Source organism: Sulfitobacter sp. S223 (assembly GCF_025143825.1).
GTDB lineage: Bacteria > Pseudomonadota > Alphaproteobacteria > Rhodobacterales > Rhodobacteraceae > Sulfitobacter.
In genome coordinates this window covers 1,079,760-1,094,149 of record NZ_CP083560.1, presented here as the reverse complement: position 1 = coordinate 1,094,149, position 14,390 = coordinate 1,079,760, and the positions used below count along the sequence as shown (strand labels likewise).

Annotated in this window: 17 protein-coding genes; 5 read left to right on the top strand and 12 right to left on the bottom strand. The window is 52.5% G+C overall.

Going from position 1 to position 14,390, the window contains the following annotated elements; all coding sequences use genetic code 11:
- Nucleotides 1–244 precede the first annotated feature (244 nt).
- From K3757_RS05335 to K3757_RS05320, 4 genes are all read right to left on the bottom strand, one after another.
- Nucleotides 245–625 (bottom strand): hypothetical protein, encoded by a 381-nt coding sequence (locus K3757_RS05335; RefSeq protein ID WP_259999929.1) that lies wholly within the window; start codon nt 623–625, stop codon nt 245–247.
- 525 nt (nt 626–1,150) lie between these two features.
- Nucleotides 1,151–2,185 (bottom strand): tyrosine-type recombinase/integrase, encoded by a 1,035-nt coding sequence (locus tag K3757_RS05330; protein ID WP_259999928.1) that lies wholly within the window; start codon nt 2,183–2,185, stop codon nt 1,151–1,153.
- The gene (locus K3757_RS05325; protein WP_085632936.1) at nt 2,164–2,373 is read right to left on the bottom strand and encodes a hypothetical protein; all 210 of its coding nucleotides are present in this window, start codon (nt 2,371–2,373) and stop codon (nt 2,164–2,166) included. Before K3757_RS05325 ends, K3757_RS05330 begins: the two co-directional genes overlap by 22 nt.
- Nucleotides 2,370–2,603, bottom strand: a complete 234-nt coding sequence (locus K3757_RS05320; RefSeq protein WP_259999927.1) for a hypothetical protein — start codon at nt 2,601–2,603, stop codon at nt 2,370–2,372. The genes K3757_RS05325 and K3757_RS05320 overlap by 4 nt, the downstream gene beginning before the upstream one ends.
- An 80-nt stretch (nt 2,604–2,683) precedes the next feature.
- Between K3757_RS05320 and K3757_RS05315 the strand changes: the two genes are divergently transcribed.
- From K3757_RS05315 to K3757_RS05300, 4 genes are all read left to right on the top strand, one after another.
- Nucleotides 2,684–3,118 carry a helix-turn-helix domain-containing protein gene (locus tag K3757_RS05315; protein WP_259999926.1) on the top strand — a complete coding sequence of 145 codons (435 nt, stop codon included), beginning with the start codon at nt 2,684–2,686 and terminating at the stop codon, nt 3,116–3,118.
- 13 nt (nt 3,119–3,131) lie between these two features.
- Nucleotides 3,132–3,419 (top strand): hypothetical protein, encoded by a 288-nt coding sequence (locus K3757_RS05310; protein ID WP_259999925.1) that lies wholly within the window; start codon nt 3,132–3,134, stop codon nt 3,417–3,419.
- A 108-nt stretch (nt 3,420–3,527) separates the two neighbouring features.
- A complete protein-coding gene (locus K3757_RS05305; protein WP_259999924.1) occupies nt 3,528–4,562 on the top strand; it encodes an adenine-specific methyltransferase EcoRI family protein in 1,035 nt (344 codons plus the stop codon).
- Nucleotides 4,559–5,662, top strand: a complete 1,104-nt coding sequence (locus K3757_RS05300; RefSeq protein WP_259999923.1) for a DUF262 domain-containing protein — start codon at nt 4,559–4,561, stop codon at nt 5,660–5,662. The genes K3757_RS05305 and K3757_RS05300 overlap by 4 nt, the downstream gene beginning before the upstream one ends.
- Before the next feature lie 50 nt (nt 5,663–5,712).
- Here the strand turns inward: K3757_RS05300 and K3757_RS05295 are convergent, their stop codons facing one another.
- From K3757_RS05295 to K3757_RS05260, 8 genes are all read right to left on the bottom strand, one after another.
- Nucleotides 5,713–6,192, bottom strand: coding sequence for a hypothetical protein (locus K3757_RS05295; protein ID WP_259999922.1), 480 nt, complete (start codon nt 6,190–6,192; stop codon nt 5,713–5,715).
- Nucleotides 6,185–6,520, bottom strand: a complete 336-nt coding sequence (locus K3757_RS05290) for an STAS-like domain-containing protein (protein ID WP_259999921.1) — start codon at nt 6,518–6,520, stop codon at nt 6,185–6,187. Before K3757_RS05290 ends, K3757_RS05295 begins: the two co-directional genes overlap by 8 nt.
- Complete coding sequence (locus K3757_RS05285) at nt 6,517–7,653, bottom strand: hypothetical protein (protein WP_259999920.1); 1,137 nt, start codon at nt 7,651–7,653, stop codon at nt 6,517–6,519. The genes K3757_RS05290 and K3757_RS05285 overlap by 4 nt, the downstream gene beginning before the upstream one ends.
- A 170-nt stretch (nt 7,654–7,823) precedes the next feature.
- The gene (locus tag K3757_RS05280; RefSeq protein ID WP_259999919.1) at nt 7,824–8,108 is read right to left on the bottom strand and encodes a hypothetical protein; all 285 of its coding nucleotides are present in this window, start codon (nt 8,106–8,108) and stop codon (nt 7,824–7,826) included.
- A 15-nt stretch (nt 8,109–8,123) separates the two neighbouring features.
- Nucleotides 8,124–9,692, bottom strand: coding sequence for a relaxase/mobilization nuclease domain-containing protein (locus tag K3757_RS05275; protein ID WP_259999918.1), 1,569 nt, complete (start codon nt 9,690–9,692; stop codon nt 8,124–8,126).
- Nucleotides 9,689–10,159, bottom strand: coding sequence for a MobC family plasmid mobilization relaxosome protein (locus K3757_RS05270; protein ID WP_259999917.1), 471 nt, complete (start codon nt 10,157–10,159; stop codon nt 9,689–9,691). Before K3757_RS05270 ends, K3757_RS05275 begins: the two co-directional genes overlap by 4 nt.
- Complete coding sequence (locus K3757_RS05265; RefSeq protein WP_259999916.1) at nt 10,156–11,037, bottom strand: helix-turn-helix domain-containing protein; 882 nt, start codon at nt 11,035–11,037, stop codon at nt 10,156–10,158. The genes K3757_RS05270 and K3757_RS05265 overlap by 4 nt, the downstream gene beginning before the upstream one ends.
- Nucleotides 11,038–11,237: 200 nt before the next feature.
- On the bottom strand, nt 11,238–12,290 hold the full coding sequence (locus K3757_RS05260) for a site-specific integrase (RefSeq protein WP_259999915.1): 1,053 nt from the start codon (nt 12,288–12,290) through the stop codon (nt 11,238–11,240).
- Between the two features lie 885 nt (nt 12,291–13,175).
- Between K3757_RS05260 and K3757_RS05255 the strand changes: the two genes are divergently transcribed.
- A complete protein-coding gene (locus K3757_RS05255; RefSeq protein ID WP_259999914.1) occupies nt 13,176–14,351 on the top strand; it encodes a sugar-transfer associated ATP-grasp domain-containing protein in 1,176 nt (391 codons plus the stop codon).
- Nucleotides 14,352–14,390: the final 39 nt, after the last annotated feature.

Here is a 14,390-nt window from a genome sequence, read left to right as displayed (position 1 = left end):
TTATAGTTAGCTCGGAACGGATATCGCCTTATGTCTGCTTTCAACTCGCAATAGGCGAAGATTTCGAGCGCAACTAATGCCTATCTTCCGCCCAATGCGTCAAGAGACTATATATCCTTCGGGCTGGGAGCGGTCATTAGACGCGCCCCGCACCAAGGTCGGCTTGGGCCGAGAGCTGATTTATCGGACGCTCTTGTGCAAGGTAGCCGCGATAGGAGTAATCCTATCGCGGCTTAAAGGTAAGTTACGTGGTGCAGGTGATGGGAGCGCCGTCCTGTACGGCAGTCTGCCAATCGGCCCCGAGCGTTTCCCGAGCCGACAATGCATTCTTCGCATCGGGAGAACGAGGGTCGACGAGCTGAACAACCATTCCCTGTTCATTCATACCCGACCAGCCGTCATAACCCGTTGTATCACCCTGAATGACGAACAGGTCGTGACCACGGCGGATAACTTCTACCGCAGCGGTGCGGAACGCTACATTGCGTGTGCCGGACGAACCACAGGCTGGCGCGCCACGGGTCGAAACCTTAAAGCTAGTCTTGGAAAGCTGTTGAACATCAGTGGTTGCGCAGGCCGCGAGCATCAAAGCAACTGCTGTGATCGAAAAAATATTACGCTTCAAGTTGGTATCCTTTATAAATTGTTCACAGCTGCACAGCTATTGACTTGAGTGCCCTACGACAACCTCAGGTCGAAGCCCTTTTCAATGCCATGTATTTCTGTTGCATATGAGATACTTAGGGCAACCCCGCACTACAGCACCAGACCATTGCCTTGGACTATCCGTCAGCGGTGCTGCCAATGGCTGCCCTAGGCCCAAATTGGCTTGATGCAATTCTCAACATCGACAAGAAGCTACGCCTGAACTCTTGCTCCTTCGATCCCACCTTAGCCTCTAAACTGTTTGCTCAACGTCCCACCGTCCGACAAGGAACTCTAAACATTCTTGAAACGTTCCCTTAACTTCAGACACATCTCTAAACAAAAACATCATTTTTACCAGCCACATACCTAGTCTTGCAAATCCGTGTACACCGGTTCGATTCCGGCACTCGCCTCCAATAAAATCAATGGGTTACGAATTTTTCTGCTCATTGGGTATCACCTCGGGTATCAGTTTCTCGTTCTGTGCTTGTTCTGTTCGGGGTCATTTGCGCTTTGCTACCGCCTGTCGCGCGCGCATGATTTGGCGGGCCTCCCCCGCATATTTGATGATCATCTCTTTGGATGTATGGCCGCTGTAGCTGGCGATTTCATCGTCCGTACAGCCCGCCCACGCCAATTCCATGACGCCGCGATACCGCAAGGCGTGTTGGTCATGGGCCATCAGGCCTAAACGCTTACGCTCGCGCATCATCACACGCGCCATCGCGTGATAGTCCATTTTGGAACCGTTAGCGCGCGTCAGGATGTGCCGCGATGGGTGGGGCGCTACGCCTAGATCAGCTTTCGCTCCATCCAGTGCCGCCTTGAGTGCAATTGTGCAGGGCAGTGAAAGGACCGTATCTGTCTTATTCTGGCGCAGCTTGAGTGTATCGCCATCATAGTCGCCCCATTGAAAATCCACCCAGTCGCCGGGGCGCTGGACACTTCCCACACCAATCTCAAAAATCAGGCGAGGCAATGGCTCACCCTCTTCCCGCATCTTTTCAACGGACCCGTCGGTCCATGGCAAATGCGGTTTCTTGCGGTCTTCCGGAACTTTGAGCTGTTCTATTTCTGTTGCGGGATTGTCATCTCGCCAACGCTTTCGGATCGCCAACTTGCACAACATGCTGATCGCTGTGGGGAGGTAATTGGCAAACCTGACCCGATGGCGATTTTGGTCCATCGCCTCGTAAATATCGGCTTGGGTTAGCCGCGACACATCCATGTGACCGATTTTTTCGGTCAGATATTCGAAGGCATTTTCGAGGTCGCCTCGGTAGCGCGGGGAAAACCCGGCCCACTTGTCTGTTTCTTGCATTGCGTCGATAAGCGCAGCCCACGACGTTTTCACATTCGCTTTTTTGCCACTCAAAATTTCCCAATATTGGCGGTCGAATTCAGCCGTACCCTCTTCGGCAGTAATACGTCCCAGATAAATCATCTTGCCATTGACGATCTTGCGCACATACCAACGGCCAGACGGATGCCGCCAAAGGTATTTCTTGCGCCGACCTACCACTGAATTTGATCCCATAGCTCTGTCACATCCCCCGCTGATATCCGTTTAAGAACCTCAGTATCCCAACGAACAACGCCGGGTGCAATTTCATGCCCCGGCGGTAAGTGACCTTCGTCGACCAAAGCCTTGAACTCATTCGTGCGTAAATCGAGCAACCGCGCGGCGGTCGTCTCGCTGGCCATGATGGGTGTGTGCCGCGTCATTTGTCAGAACCCATTTCTTGGCCTGCTCTGCATCGCTCCGGCTTTTGGGCTTTGACCGTGAATTGAGAGACATATTTCTCCCAAGCTCCACTCGGAATCTTGGGGTTACGCTGCCCCGGCGCGGTGAAAATATGGTCCAGCATGTCTTCGCGGATCAGATATCGGATGTTGGTCACGGGCAGACCTACGCGCTCAGCCAGTTCCTTTGGTGTTTCGAGAGGTTTGGTCACGGCTCACCTTTCCATTGGATTTCAGTTGAAAACACTGCAAGAGTGAACAGGATCGCCCAAATCACTCTTCAAGTGCACATATGGGTGAAATATTAACTCATAGGTGCATCTTGTCAACGGACTTGAGCGGTATTGGCCTTCGTTTGCGAGAAATTCGCAAAATAAACGACATTACTCAGCCCGTTATGGCTGCTGCCATCGACGTGTCTGACCGCGCGTATAAGAACTATGAGCAGGAGAAACGGGATTTGCCTGCGCTAACAGCTCTGAACATCAGCGAGGCGTTCAGAGTGAATCTTGACTGGCTGCTGGCGGGGCGCGGCAAGATCCACAAAAGTGACGATCCCGAACTGGCTGAGGCAAGCGCAATCGCTGTCTTGTCCGAGGCTGACCGTCGCCGAACAAACCTACCTATCGCCAAGCTCGGCAAGATCATCGGGTTTGTCGCCGCGCAGGCCGCACAGACGGGCGAAAGCCCCGCACAGGTCGCCAGCCACTACTTTCAAACCCTTTAATCAGGAGACCGCCATGACCGAAACATATCAGCCGCTGAAAGCCACAAAGTCAGACTTGGACCCCTGCGACCAAGACGTACTTACCTTTGCGCGGCAAGTCGGCATCTCAGGCGCGTTCCTGTTTTTCGGTGGTGTGATTGCCTTGATCGCTACGGCGAACCAAACAACTTGGGACATTGCACGCTCCCTTTACGTTGTAATGGTTGTTCTTGGTCCTATCGGCATTATCGTAGCGCAAAGGCTTCTGCGCATATTGATGAAACATCGACGCAAGGAACTTTCGATTTTCGATCGTCTCTAGCCGGACAGTGGTTAGGTTAAACCCAGCCTTAATTCGGTGAGCTTAACTAACGCCTTGCATCGTCCCGATCCTAAGGCTGTACCCTCAGACAAAAATGAAAAGTTGCCCATGAACCAAGCTACGCAAAACTCAGGCCTAAGAGGCGCACAAAAAGCCAAAAAGGACGAGTTTTATACGCGCCTTGAGGATATCGAGAAAGAGCTTCGGCATTATAGGGATCACTTCAAAGGTAAAGTGGTTCTATGCAACTGCGATGACCCGCGAGTCAGCAACTTTTTTCACTACTTCTCCTATGGATTCGAACACCTTGGCCTGAGTAAGCTCATAACGACTTGCTATAAGAGCCGTGCGCTTGACCTGTTCAGCGAAAACGACGCCGAAGCCGCTATTTCACTAATTTATGAAGGCGACAAGAACGGCAACCGCGTGCCTGACATCGAAGAAATTGGTGTGAAGCAACTAGATGGTGACGGCGATTTTCGCAGCGATGAATGTGTCGCCTTGCTGAAACAGGCGGATATCGTAGTGACAAATCCGCCCTTTTCGTTGTTCCGCGACTACATCGCGCAGTTGGTCGAGCACGGCAAAAAATTCCTCATCATCGGAAACATGAACGCGGTCACCTACAAAGAGGTTTTCCCGCTGATTCAAGCCAACAAGGTTTGGCTTGGCCCAAGCATTCGTAGTGGTGATCGAGTTTTCGGTGTACCCGACGATTATCCATTAGAGGCGGCGGGATGTGGGATCGATGAGAATGGAAAAAAATTCATCAAGGTAAAAAGCGTAAGATGGTTCACAAACATGGATTTCGCTGAGCGTCACGAAGATCTTGTGTTGCATCGGAAATACACTCCAGATGACTATCCACACTATCACAATTTTGATGCCATCAACGTCGATGTAACAAACGACATTCCTGCTGATTATGATGGGCCGATGGGTGTGCCTATCACGTTTTTGGACAAGCATAATCCAGACCAGTTTGAAATTCTCGGCTCTAGTCGCACGCTTGGACAACGCATGTCCGAAGTTGCAGAAAAAGGAACTTTTCAACAGGGCGGGCCCCGTTTCTATTTGCCTAATGGCGATGGGACATTTCGTCGTCTCTACGAACGAATTGTTATACGAAAGCGCGCCCAATGAAGATTGTTCTCCAAGAAATCACCGTTCGCGAGCTAAGCGAAGATTACACCGACAACACCGAAGGTGGCGTCACGGGCTACGGCGGCAAGCTGGATATCCGGCCACCCTTTCAACGGGAGTTTGTCTATAAGGATGCGCAGCGTGATGCGGTAATTGACACGGCCTCCAAAGGCTTCCCCCTCAACGTCATGTATTGGGCCGTGCGTGAAAATGGCGAGTTCGAGATCATCGACGGACAACAACGCACCATTTCCCTGTGCCAATATGTGAACGGTGATTTTTCGGTGCAGATCGGCTCTTTCGAGCAGAAACGCGCGTTTCACAACCTGCAAGACGACGAGCAAGAAAGATTACTCGACTATCCCCTCACCGTTTACCTTTGCAGCGGGACGGATACTGAAAAGTTGGAGTGGTTCCAGACGATCAACATCGCGGGTGCAGAACTATCAGACCAAGAACTCCGTAACGCTGTTTTTCACGGTGAATGGGTCACAGACGCCAAAAAATGGTTTAGCAAACGGAACTGTCCCGCTCAGGCTATCGGAACAAAATATCTAACGGGTGAAGCCATTCGCCAAAAATATCTTGAGACGGCTATCAAGTGGCACGCGCCAGATGGTAACATCGAACAATACATGTCGGACCATCAAAAAGAGCAATCAGCCAAAGAGCTTTGGGACTATTTCCAAGCTGTCATCGAATGGGCTGAGGCGTGTTTCCCAAAATATCGTAACCAAATGAAGGGTGTCCCGTGGGGACCGCTCTATAACGAATATGGCCCGACTGTCATCGACTCGGCAAAGGCGGAAGATGAGGTCAAGCGCCTACTCATTGATGATGATGTATCAGCAAAATCAGGCATTTATAGCTACATCTTCGACGGCAAGGAACGCCACCTCAGCATTCGCAAGTTCTCCGAAAAAGACCGAACCGAAGCCTATGAGCGTCAAGGCGGCGTTTGCCCTGTCTGCAAAGAAACCTTTGCAATCACCGAGATGGAAGCCGACCACATCGACCCTTGGCACGCAGGGGGCAAAACCAACGCCGCCAATTGCCAGATGCTTTGTAAAGAAGACAATCGCAGGAAGTCTGGGACGTGATTAGATTGGCGTTATCAGTGGCCTAGGTTGGACGTGCCTCTAGATGCCTCTTAGTACCATGGGTATGGTAAGCGTGCTTTTTTCAAGCGAACTTCAACCATCAAAGACATTAGATGCCTCTCCATCTCGGAAATAACCGAGTGGTCTAGTTTCCTGTCCGATTGCTGGAAGGTTCCGCCGGTAATCACACGGGACAAGCGGTTGAGTTTGATATCCAGACCGCGCGTTGTCTCAATATCGTTGTCAAACAGTTCCAAATAAAGCTCTGGTAGGGTGTCGCAGAGGGCGACTAACCGTGCACCTGAAGCCTTCTGTTCGTCACATTCGTCAACGGACCAATAGTCCACCGCCAAAACACGTACCTCATCAAGTACTTCAACAATGAGATCTTCAAGTGTGTCACGCGAAGCGGTCTTGTGATCAACGCGTTTACCTCGAAATGAAAATACGTGTTTCGCAACGGCCCCTGCCAAGCCGCCGAGGAAGGCGATGGCAAAGATTCCGAGACCTTGACCAATGGTGTCAAGCAACTGCTTTGTCTTTGGCTTCCTCGATATATTGCCAAATCTGGGCGATATAGCGGTTCTTGCGCGCTTCTGTCGTCGTGATCGACAAGCGTTTTTTCAGCACCTCGAGAGTGAATCCATCTCTTACAAGACCTCCGAACGCCTCCTCCAAAAAGGAAGACGGATAGCCTACGGCCCCATCAAGGTTGATTTTAATTTCTTCTTCGCTTTCGTCCAAAAATTTCTTCAGAAACTCGTTTCTGAAGCGTTCGCCCGTTCGGTTACCATCCTTAGGATGATAACGGCCTGCCGGAACCCTTGAAAAGTCTTCAGCGATGTTGACAACCATCATGCCGCCTCCGTTAAATTTCTCTGAAAGCTCTGGATCGGGAAGATCCATTCTATCAGTGTACCACCTATATGGTGCTCGAGTGGTAAAGAAACAGTATCACAACCGTCCGCAAGTGTCACTTGTGCTTGACCACTTGTGATCCGCAGCGTCGAACCACTCACTTCTTTGACCGGGGCCTGTATATCCTTGAAGCCCTTGCCTCTCTTGTCGTCACCGGTTCTGGTTCGGGCTGCCTCCAAGGCTGCCTTCACCATGATTTCTTCCGGAGTATCAACAAGTTTCGTCAACTTTCCCAGAAGCTTACCAATGGCCACCTCTATATTCTCAACAAGGCCAGATGTTGGCAACGTCTTGGCAATTCCATGTCCTTGATCATAGATAATGACCTTAAGCTCTGATCGATCAGCGTCCATTACAGCGGCTGCCCACCAACGTTTTCCACAGCTCGGGTATTCAAGCGAATATTTGCTTAGGTACGCATGATTTGTAGCATTGAGCATCGCCTCCGCCATGCTGCTGTGAACAAAGTCAGTAGTTTGAAACTCCTCAAAAATTTGCCTGACAGATTTTTCAAATCCAAGAAATTTTTCCTCATCGCAGTTAAGGCCAGACATTAACGGTATGGCGGTCCGATGCCCATGAACCGCTACAGCCGTTTCTTCCACTGCGCTACCTTCCTTGAGATTTCCGATTAACCGAAAGACACCAAGTTGACGTAGCAATGAGATTGGCTCGCTGTCATCCTCGACCTTACCTTGATAAAATAATTCGTCGCCGGCGACACGCCGCAATCGGTCAATCTCTGCCGCTAAAATAATCGCGCAGCGCACAGAAATGGTTTCAAGATTTTCGAGACCAATCGAGTAGTGAACTGGGGTAGTTTTTCGGTATTCGCGGCGTTTCATGATCTGCTTGGAAAGCTGCTTAAGCTCCAGAAAAAACTGGATCGTTTGGTTAAAATTCCGGTCAATTGACAGAACTTCCGGACACTCAAAGCTAACAACGCCGCGGAACCGCTCTGGCAGCCTCTGAAGGCGACCGAACAATATGTCCTTACGAATTTCAGCTCGCAGTGTTCGACGCGCGGCTAATCTCAACCGCTTTGCTTTCGCTCTCTGACACTCGTATTTCATGTTACCGCTTCTAAAATGCCAGCCGATCGCTATTGCTAAACATAAATCACTAGACTTCAACCCATCAATGCGTTGAGCAGACAGCTTGGAACCTAGCCCCCATCGCCAAAACCCGGGTTCCAAGCGTCAAAAAAAGACGGAATAGATTACTTGGCCGTTTCGCCATTGAATCACAAACGGAACACCTGTCCGACCTGAATATCCTTGGCATCAATGCCCAACTCTTTCACGATGTAGCCTGCGTCACCCCATCGATGAATAATCCGCAGGTACCGATTACCGTCACCATCCTCAAACAAGCAACGGATGTTGACATAGTTTCCCCAAACGCCCGCAATGGCCGTCAAGGGCATACCAGTCGGCAAGCAATCAACTTTTTCATAGTCCCGATAGTCGATCCCAATATCTCGTGCCTGAGCAAAACTCATGGTGAAAATTTCATGGTCTAAGCGCATCTTCGTCCTTTCATTCTATAATCCGTAGCCATGACTCAGGTCCGCTTCCCGCTCCCTTGCGGCGTCTAGGTCTCTTTCAACTGCTTCTCGGCGGCCTTCACTAGTTTCAAGCTCGTCTCTAGTTGCGTGCGCAGCGTCCCGTAGCTCTGCCCCTCGCTCAACAAGCCGTTCAACGCATCCACGGATGCCGTTTGCGATTGAATGAGCACCGACACGCAGGCGGCCAATCCATCCATCTGGCTCTGCATCCTCGTCGTCGAGCGTGCCTCTAACCCGTTCAATTCCTGCGCTGAGACCTCGCAGGCCGTCACCAACCGCTCGACGCAGGCGAGCAAGTCGCGTTCCAAGGCTGTCAGGGGGGGTGCCATCTAATTCTCCTCGATCTTGATGCAGGTCACTGATCTGCCGCCCAGCATGCAAGTCCTCAGGCGCATCTTGGTCGGGTCCAGCACCAGCCATGTCCCGTCCTCCCTGTCGATCCGCGTCAGGCCCAGCTCCGTCAGTTCCGAGCGTGTCAGCTGGACTGTCCAAAGCCAGCTCGCGACCATCATCAAGGCGATCCCCGTCACGATGATCCCCGTGATGATCCAAGGTGAGAACCTCAGCCAATTCTTGATCAATTCGATCCGTTCCTCGAACAAGTTCCTGTTGTGAAACAGAAAGTGCGCCGTATCGTTCTTCATTGTAGTCTGCGCGTCGTTCAACATGGTCTGCGAGGTCTGCACGAAGGCTGTCATGTGAGATGCCATCAAGTCTTCTTGTTCTTTTTGCATCTGCGCCAGTTTCATACTCAGCCGCGATTTCTGCGTGTCGGGTTGGGGACCAGTTTTCATGGGTGAGAACGCCTTCGAGTTTGAACGGTTTTGAAAATTCAGGGTCGCGTACACTGATTGATTTTGCGGCTTGGCGCGTGACCTCGAAGCCTGTGTCTTCAAAGAAGGCGACCATGGATGCACGGTCGGTGATCAGGCCCGCGTCAATCTGGTCATATAGCGCGGACACGATGACCTGACGGGCCTCGGCACGCTCAGCACTTTCGCGCACCAGTTTGAAATCGCGGGCAAGGTCAGGCTCCATCGGGTCGGCCCAACCATGGGTCTTGTTTAACACGTCGCGCAATGTGCTGAACGCCGTCTCATGCCCCGGCGGTGCGACATTCAGTGCCCTGCCCGTCGCCAGTTCCAAACGCGGCGTGCAAAAGTGCAGCTCCACATTGCCCTCGTGGACGTGGCGCACCCAAAGGCAGTCATATTGATCTGCCTCAAGCCCCGCAAAGGCCAGAGCCTCAAATAGCTCAATGGCCTCTTGCTGGGCGTCCTCAGAAGGCTGGTCGCTGTCCGCAAAGCTAACCACGCCAGCGGTGTAGCTCCATTTGTTTGCGCTGGCGTCAATCAAATCCCGCGTCCGGTCGGGATTGCCGTGCAGAACTTCGGGCAGCGGGTCGCGGATTTTGGTCTGCGGCTGGCCGTAGTCATCGCGGATCAAATTGCGGTTTTCATCGTAGGCCAAAACCTCTCGCGCAGTCAGGTAATTCACCGGGGCCGCACCGCCGCCTGTGCCGGACGAAAAGAACGAGATAATCATTGCTGGCCCTCACTGTGCTGGCCAATGATCTGCGCAAGCTGGCGTTCTATCGCGGCAAGGCGCACGCTGACCTTGAGGGCGTCAATGTTGCTTGCGCGGCCAGATTTAACGGCCCCGTTGATCCAGCGAGCGAGTTGGTTGAGGTTGCCCCCGACACGGGCAACGGCAACGGTCAAAAGCGGATCAACACGCGGCACGGGCTTGCGCCGCCGCGCTTGGACCAGCCCCAAGGCCTCTCGCATCAGCGTGGCGTTGGGCAGTCCAGCCGCGTCTGCCTTGGCGACAAGTGCTGCCTTCTCCGCAACTGTGCATCGAAAGATCACAGTCTCGGAAAGGCCCTCTTTGACGCGCTCGTCGCGCGTCTGGTTGGGGTTTGAAGGGGAGGCAGGCCGCCCCTCACAAGTCCCGCCGATGTAATCGGTGGGTAACCTTGCTGTTTGCTCTGTGGTCGGATCGGTTGTGGTCATGATCTAAGGCCAGCGGCTTGGATTTGCGCTTGCGTCACCAGCTTTGAGGCGAGCAACACCGTCACCTGCGGAGCTGTGATGTGTTTGCACATCGGGCTGCAGTCACAGATCCAGCCGGCCAGCCGCGCATGATGATCGGCCTGCAACGCTGCCGCCTTCTCTCGGTCTTCTGCCTGCTTCTCGACATAGGCCTGCCAGCGCCGTGACTGAAACCAGTTGTCGGAAAAGCAGACCTTGGACCGGGTGAACCCTGCGCTGTCGGTGGCGTAGGCTTGGACGGCTTGCAGCATATCCTCCGGTGCGATCCCGTCCTTCAAGGCCTCTTCGATCTGGGCAAGGCACGCCGCCTTGTTCCGCAGTCGGTCGGGTGGATATGCTGCCAAAATCTTCTCAGCTTCTTCATCCTCCGCCGCCTCGCGCTTGCGCGAAGGAGGTTCTTTTACAGGTTCAATGGTAAGGTTTCTGTCCCGATTTGAGACTACCCCCGTCTCAACGCTGGGACTTTTCCCCCGCATTTTTGAGACGTTTCCCCCCGTCTCATTTTGAGACTCAACTCCATCAGGGCCGCTCACGCCCCCCTTCGGGCGGGCGCTTGGACCAAGCGTGATATCAAGGTGCAACTCATACTGATTGGACCCGCGCCCGCCCTCGCCATCGCCACGAGCGTGGCGCGTGACGAGGCCGCATTCTTCCAAGGTCGTCATGTGACGGAACAGCGTTGCGCGGCCCATTTCGCATTCATCCGCCAACCGCTGGGCACTGGGATTGCACTGGCCGGTTTCTTTGTTGTGGAAGTCTGCCAGTTGGATCAGCACAATCTTGGCGGCTGGTTTCAGACCTTTGACATTCGCGGCCCAGATCAACGCCATGCCACTCATGGTTTTAAGCCTGTCAAAACGCAGGTATCAGGTTCGCTTCTTGTTCGCCAAATGTCCTGATACTTTCTTGATCCTAAGCATCTGTTTTTGTGGCTAAATACACTGGATTGCAAATCCGTGTACAGGAGTTCGATTCTCCTACTCGCCTCCATTTACTTTCAATGACTTAGCAGATCGAATGATCCAGCCCGATTGAACGTCTAAACATTCTGTTTTTGTTCCGTTCTCTTTTGCTGTGCTTGAATGGCTCGCATCTTCTGCCGAACTTTTTTGGTATAGTGCAGAACCATCGCAGGGCTTTGCCCCGTCACAGCCGCGATGAGATCATCACTGCACCCAGCTTCGAGAAGCTCGCAAGCCGCGTTATAGCGCCAACTGTGAATATCAAAGTCCAGCGCCCCAACCTGTTCCCTAATCTTACGGACAGCCTGCGAGGCACCGCGATAAGACCAGCGGTTTGTGCCGCGCTCATTGGTCAGGATGAAAACTGAATGACGGCTGGCAGCATCAAGTGCGGCGTTGAGTTCTGGAAGGATTGGAACCCAAAGCTCTTTGCCCGTCTTATTCTGCCGTATGGCAAACGCACCGTCTTGAATGTCGGACCAGCGCATTTCTAGAACGTCCCCGATCCTCTGCCCTGTGCCGAGGCAAAGCTCCATAACGAGCCTTTCCCGCGAGCCAAGCGGACAAGAGTTCCGGTAAGCGTCTAACAAATCGCGGGGCCAAGGCTCTCGTGCGACTTTCTTAGCTTTAATCTCTGGAACGCCTTTAGCTGGGTTTGCTTCGCGCCACCCCAAATCAACGCAGTGCTCCATGAGTACACGAAGTACACGCAGAGAATAATTAGCGAAGTACGCTTTCTCCGCGTTTGCGTCACGAAGCTTGATAACGTCTTTCCGCTTCATATTGCATGGATTTGCATCCGCCATGATCGAAAGAAAGAAATCCAAGTACTTATCATAATCCAGAGCAGTTCGAGGCTTTAGCCTCTTATAGCGGTGCGAACTGCGATAGTCCTTGACCAACGCGCCGAAGTTCCGGGCATTGACCCGCTTTGGCGGTGCTTCACCATTTAAAATGTCCGCATATTCTTGCCAGAATTCTGCCGTTTGAAACTCATCCTGAAATTTGCGCGAGGGCCATCCCCGCCCCTGAAAATCCAGCCCGTTTCTCTGCCGGTACACATGCTTTGGAAGCTCACGTTTTGGGATAGCGCATATCAGTCCTCTCGAACTCGTCAGCCGTTGGTCCAACAGATAGCACCAGTTCGATTTTCCTGCCCTCAATTGTGACACGACTGACCGTTCTACCTGCTTTCTCGAACGAGCTGAGCAAGCTCAACGCACGTTGTTCAACCGATGACCCCGACATATTTCTTTCCTCACTATCGGTTCGAGCAAAGACAACCACATGGAATCTAGCAACAGAAAAATCTCAGGAATCACCACTAGATGCAGACAAGCATTGTAATAATTCGTTACTATGAATCAGCGGCGCGAGATCACGCCGAACCAATGAGCACAATCAATTCTTAGGCCTAAAAGGCCGGATTGCGCCCCCATCGATGACAAGAGACAAACCTTACCCAAAGATTCACAGCCCCGCACAAAATTCCGGCCACCTTGGTCAGGGGTCACCACTAAGAGGATATACCATCAGAGTAGTAGATATCTGCCCGCCTCTCGCCCTCTCCGATACTTACGTCTCCGAGGGCGAAAGGCTTATGTTGTGTGCCGGTTACGGCATTGGATTGAGGTCAGCACTTCGTGTCCCCCCAGAAAACAACGCTAGAAGAGCAGCTTGCGTCCGCAGCACCCAGCGGTCAGGGAAGCACCGAGCCGCTCGATTTAAACGCACCTCCGCGCCGCTGCGAGCGCCTTGGCTCCGAAAACCACGACTAATCATCGGACAGTAGGAAGTGAACAACTTGATCTTGATGCTTTAATGGGCGGGAAGCGGAAGTTCGCTGCGCAAGCATAGACCTGGGGAAACGAGAACTTTAGCTCCCACTCAGCACAGTGTTCCTGTAAAACCCAAACGTTCGAAAACCTGTCTCGCCCAAATTTGGTCACCCTTTTCAAATATCTGTTTCTATATCGGCTACACTCTTGCGATTTCGACAGCTTTAAGAGGCTCACATGACTATTCAAACACCCATCACAGCAGCAGAAAAAGACAAGGCAGCATTCGCGCAGGTAGACAATGGCAAGCTAAGCGACATGTTGGCCTATGCCGCAAATAAAACAGGCCGCTCACCAGTCAAACTGGGGATGGAGTTCTCCCGAATTTCGAGCAGCGACGCCAAAATAAATATTTCCGAATACATCCGGTGGGGCCTCTTTTACGAGGATCGCTACACCGAAGATCAGCGCGCGCAATTCATCTCGAACTCGCTTCATTGGCCTATCGCCCATGCCTGCAACAACCAGGGTTGGAGCAGTGCCGCAGAAGACAAAGTTCTAGCAGGAACAATCCTGAATGCTGGCGGTGCCTCCGCACCCGAGACCGTAGCCGTGATCGACACCTCACCGCGCCTCTATCCTGGAGTGCAAAAAATCTCGAACCCCGAAGATTTGCGCGATTTGATCCTCAGCCTTGGCAACACGAAACTCTTTGGCAAGATTGTTGACGGCATGGTCAGCTTTGGCGCCTTCAGCGTCAAAGACGCCGATCAAACCCATATCTCATGTGTTGGGCAGGCACCGATGACATATGCAGATTTCATGACCTCATTTTTGGGTGATAACGCCTACCTGCTTCAAGTAAAACTTGAAAACCATGAAGATATCGCGCCTTTTTGTTCGGCGCTCGCCACCATTCGCATGGTCAATCTGGTGCAAACCGACCGTGTCGATTGCCCGTTCGCGGTCATCTCCATGCCGCAAGGAGACCAGATTGCCGACACGCTCTGGCGCGGCGGAAACATTGCCTGTGAAATAGACACCGAAACCGGCGAGGTCAAAACCGTGGTGACCCGCAGTGGTCCCGAAATAGTTTTTCTTGAAGACCACCCCACACTTGCGGGCTGGATGGGTAAGAGACTGCCCCATTGGGACGCATTACGCGAGCTGAATGAACGCGCGGCACGGCTCTTTGCGCCGATCCGGTATCAATCGACTGACATCGCAATCACTAAAGACGGCCCAGTGATCGTCGAGATTAACTATGGCGGCGGATTTGGCTTGCCGCAAAACGCTGCTGGACGCGGTCTTCTCACCCCACAGATGCGCAGTTTCTTTAAGGAATGCGGTGTCCAGTTCGGCGCCAAGCCCAAAGTCGGAAAGTCCAGATTTAGGCTATTTGGCAAGGGGTGAACTCGTCTTTTTTTGCCATCAGGTGATTTCTTGACATCG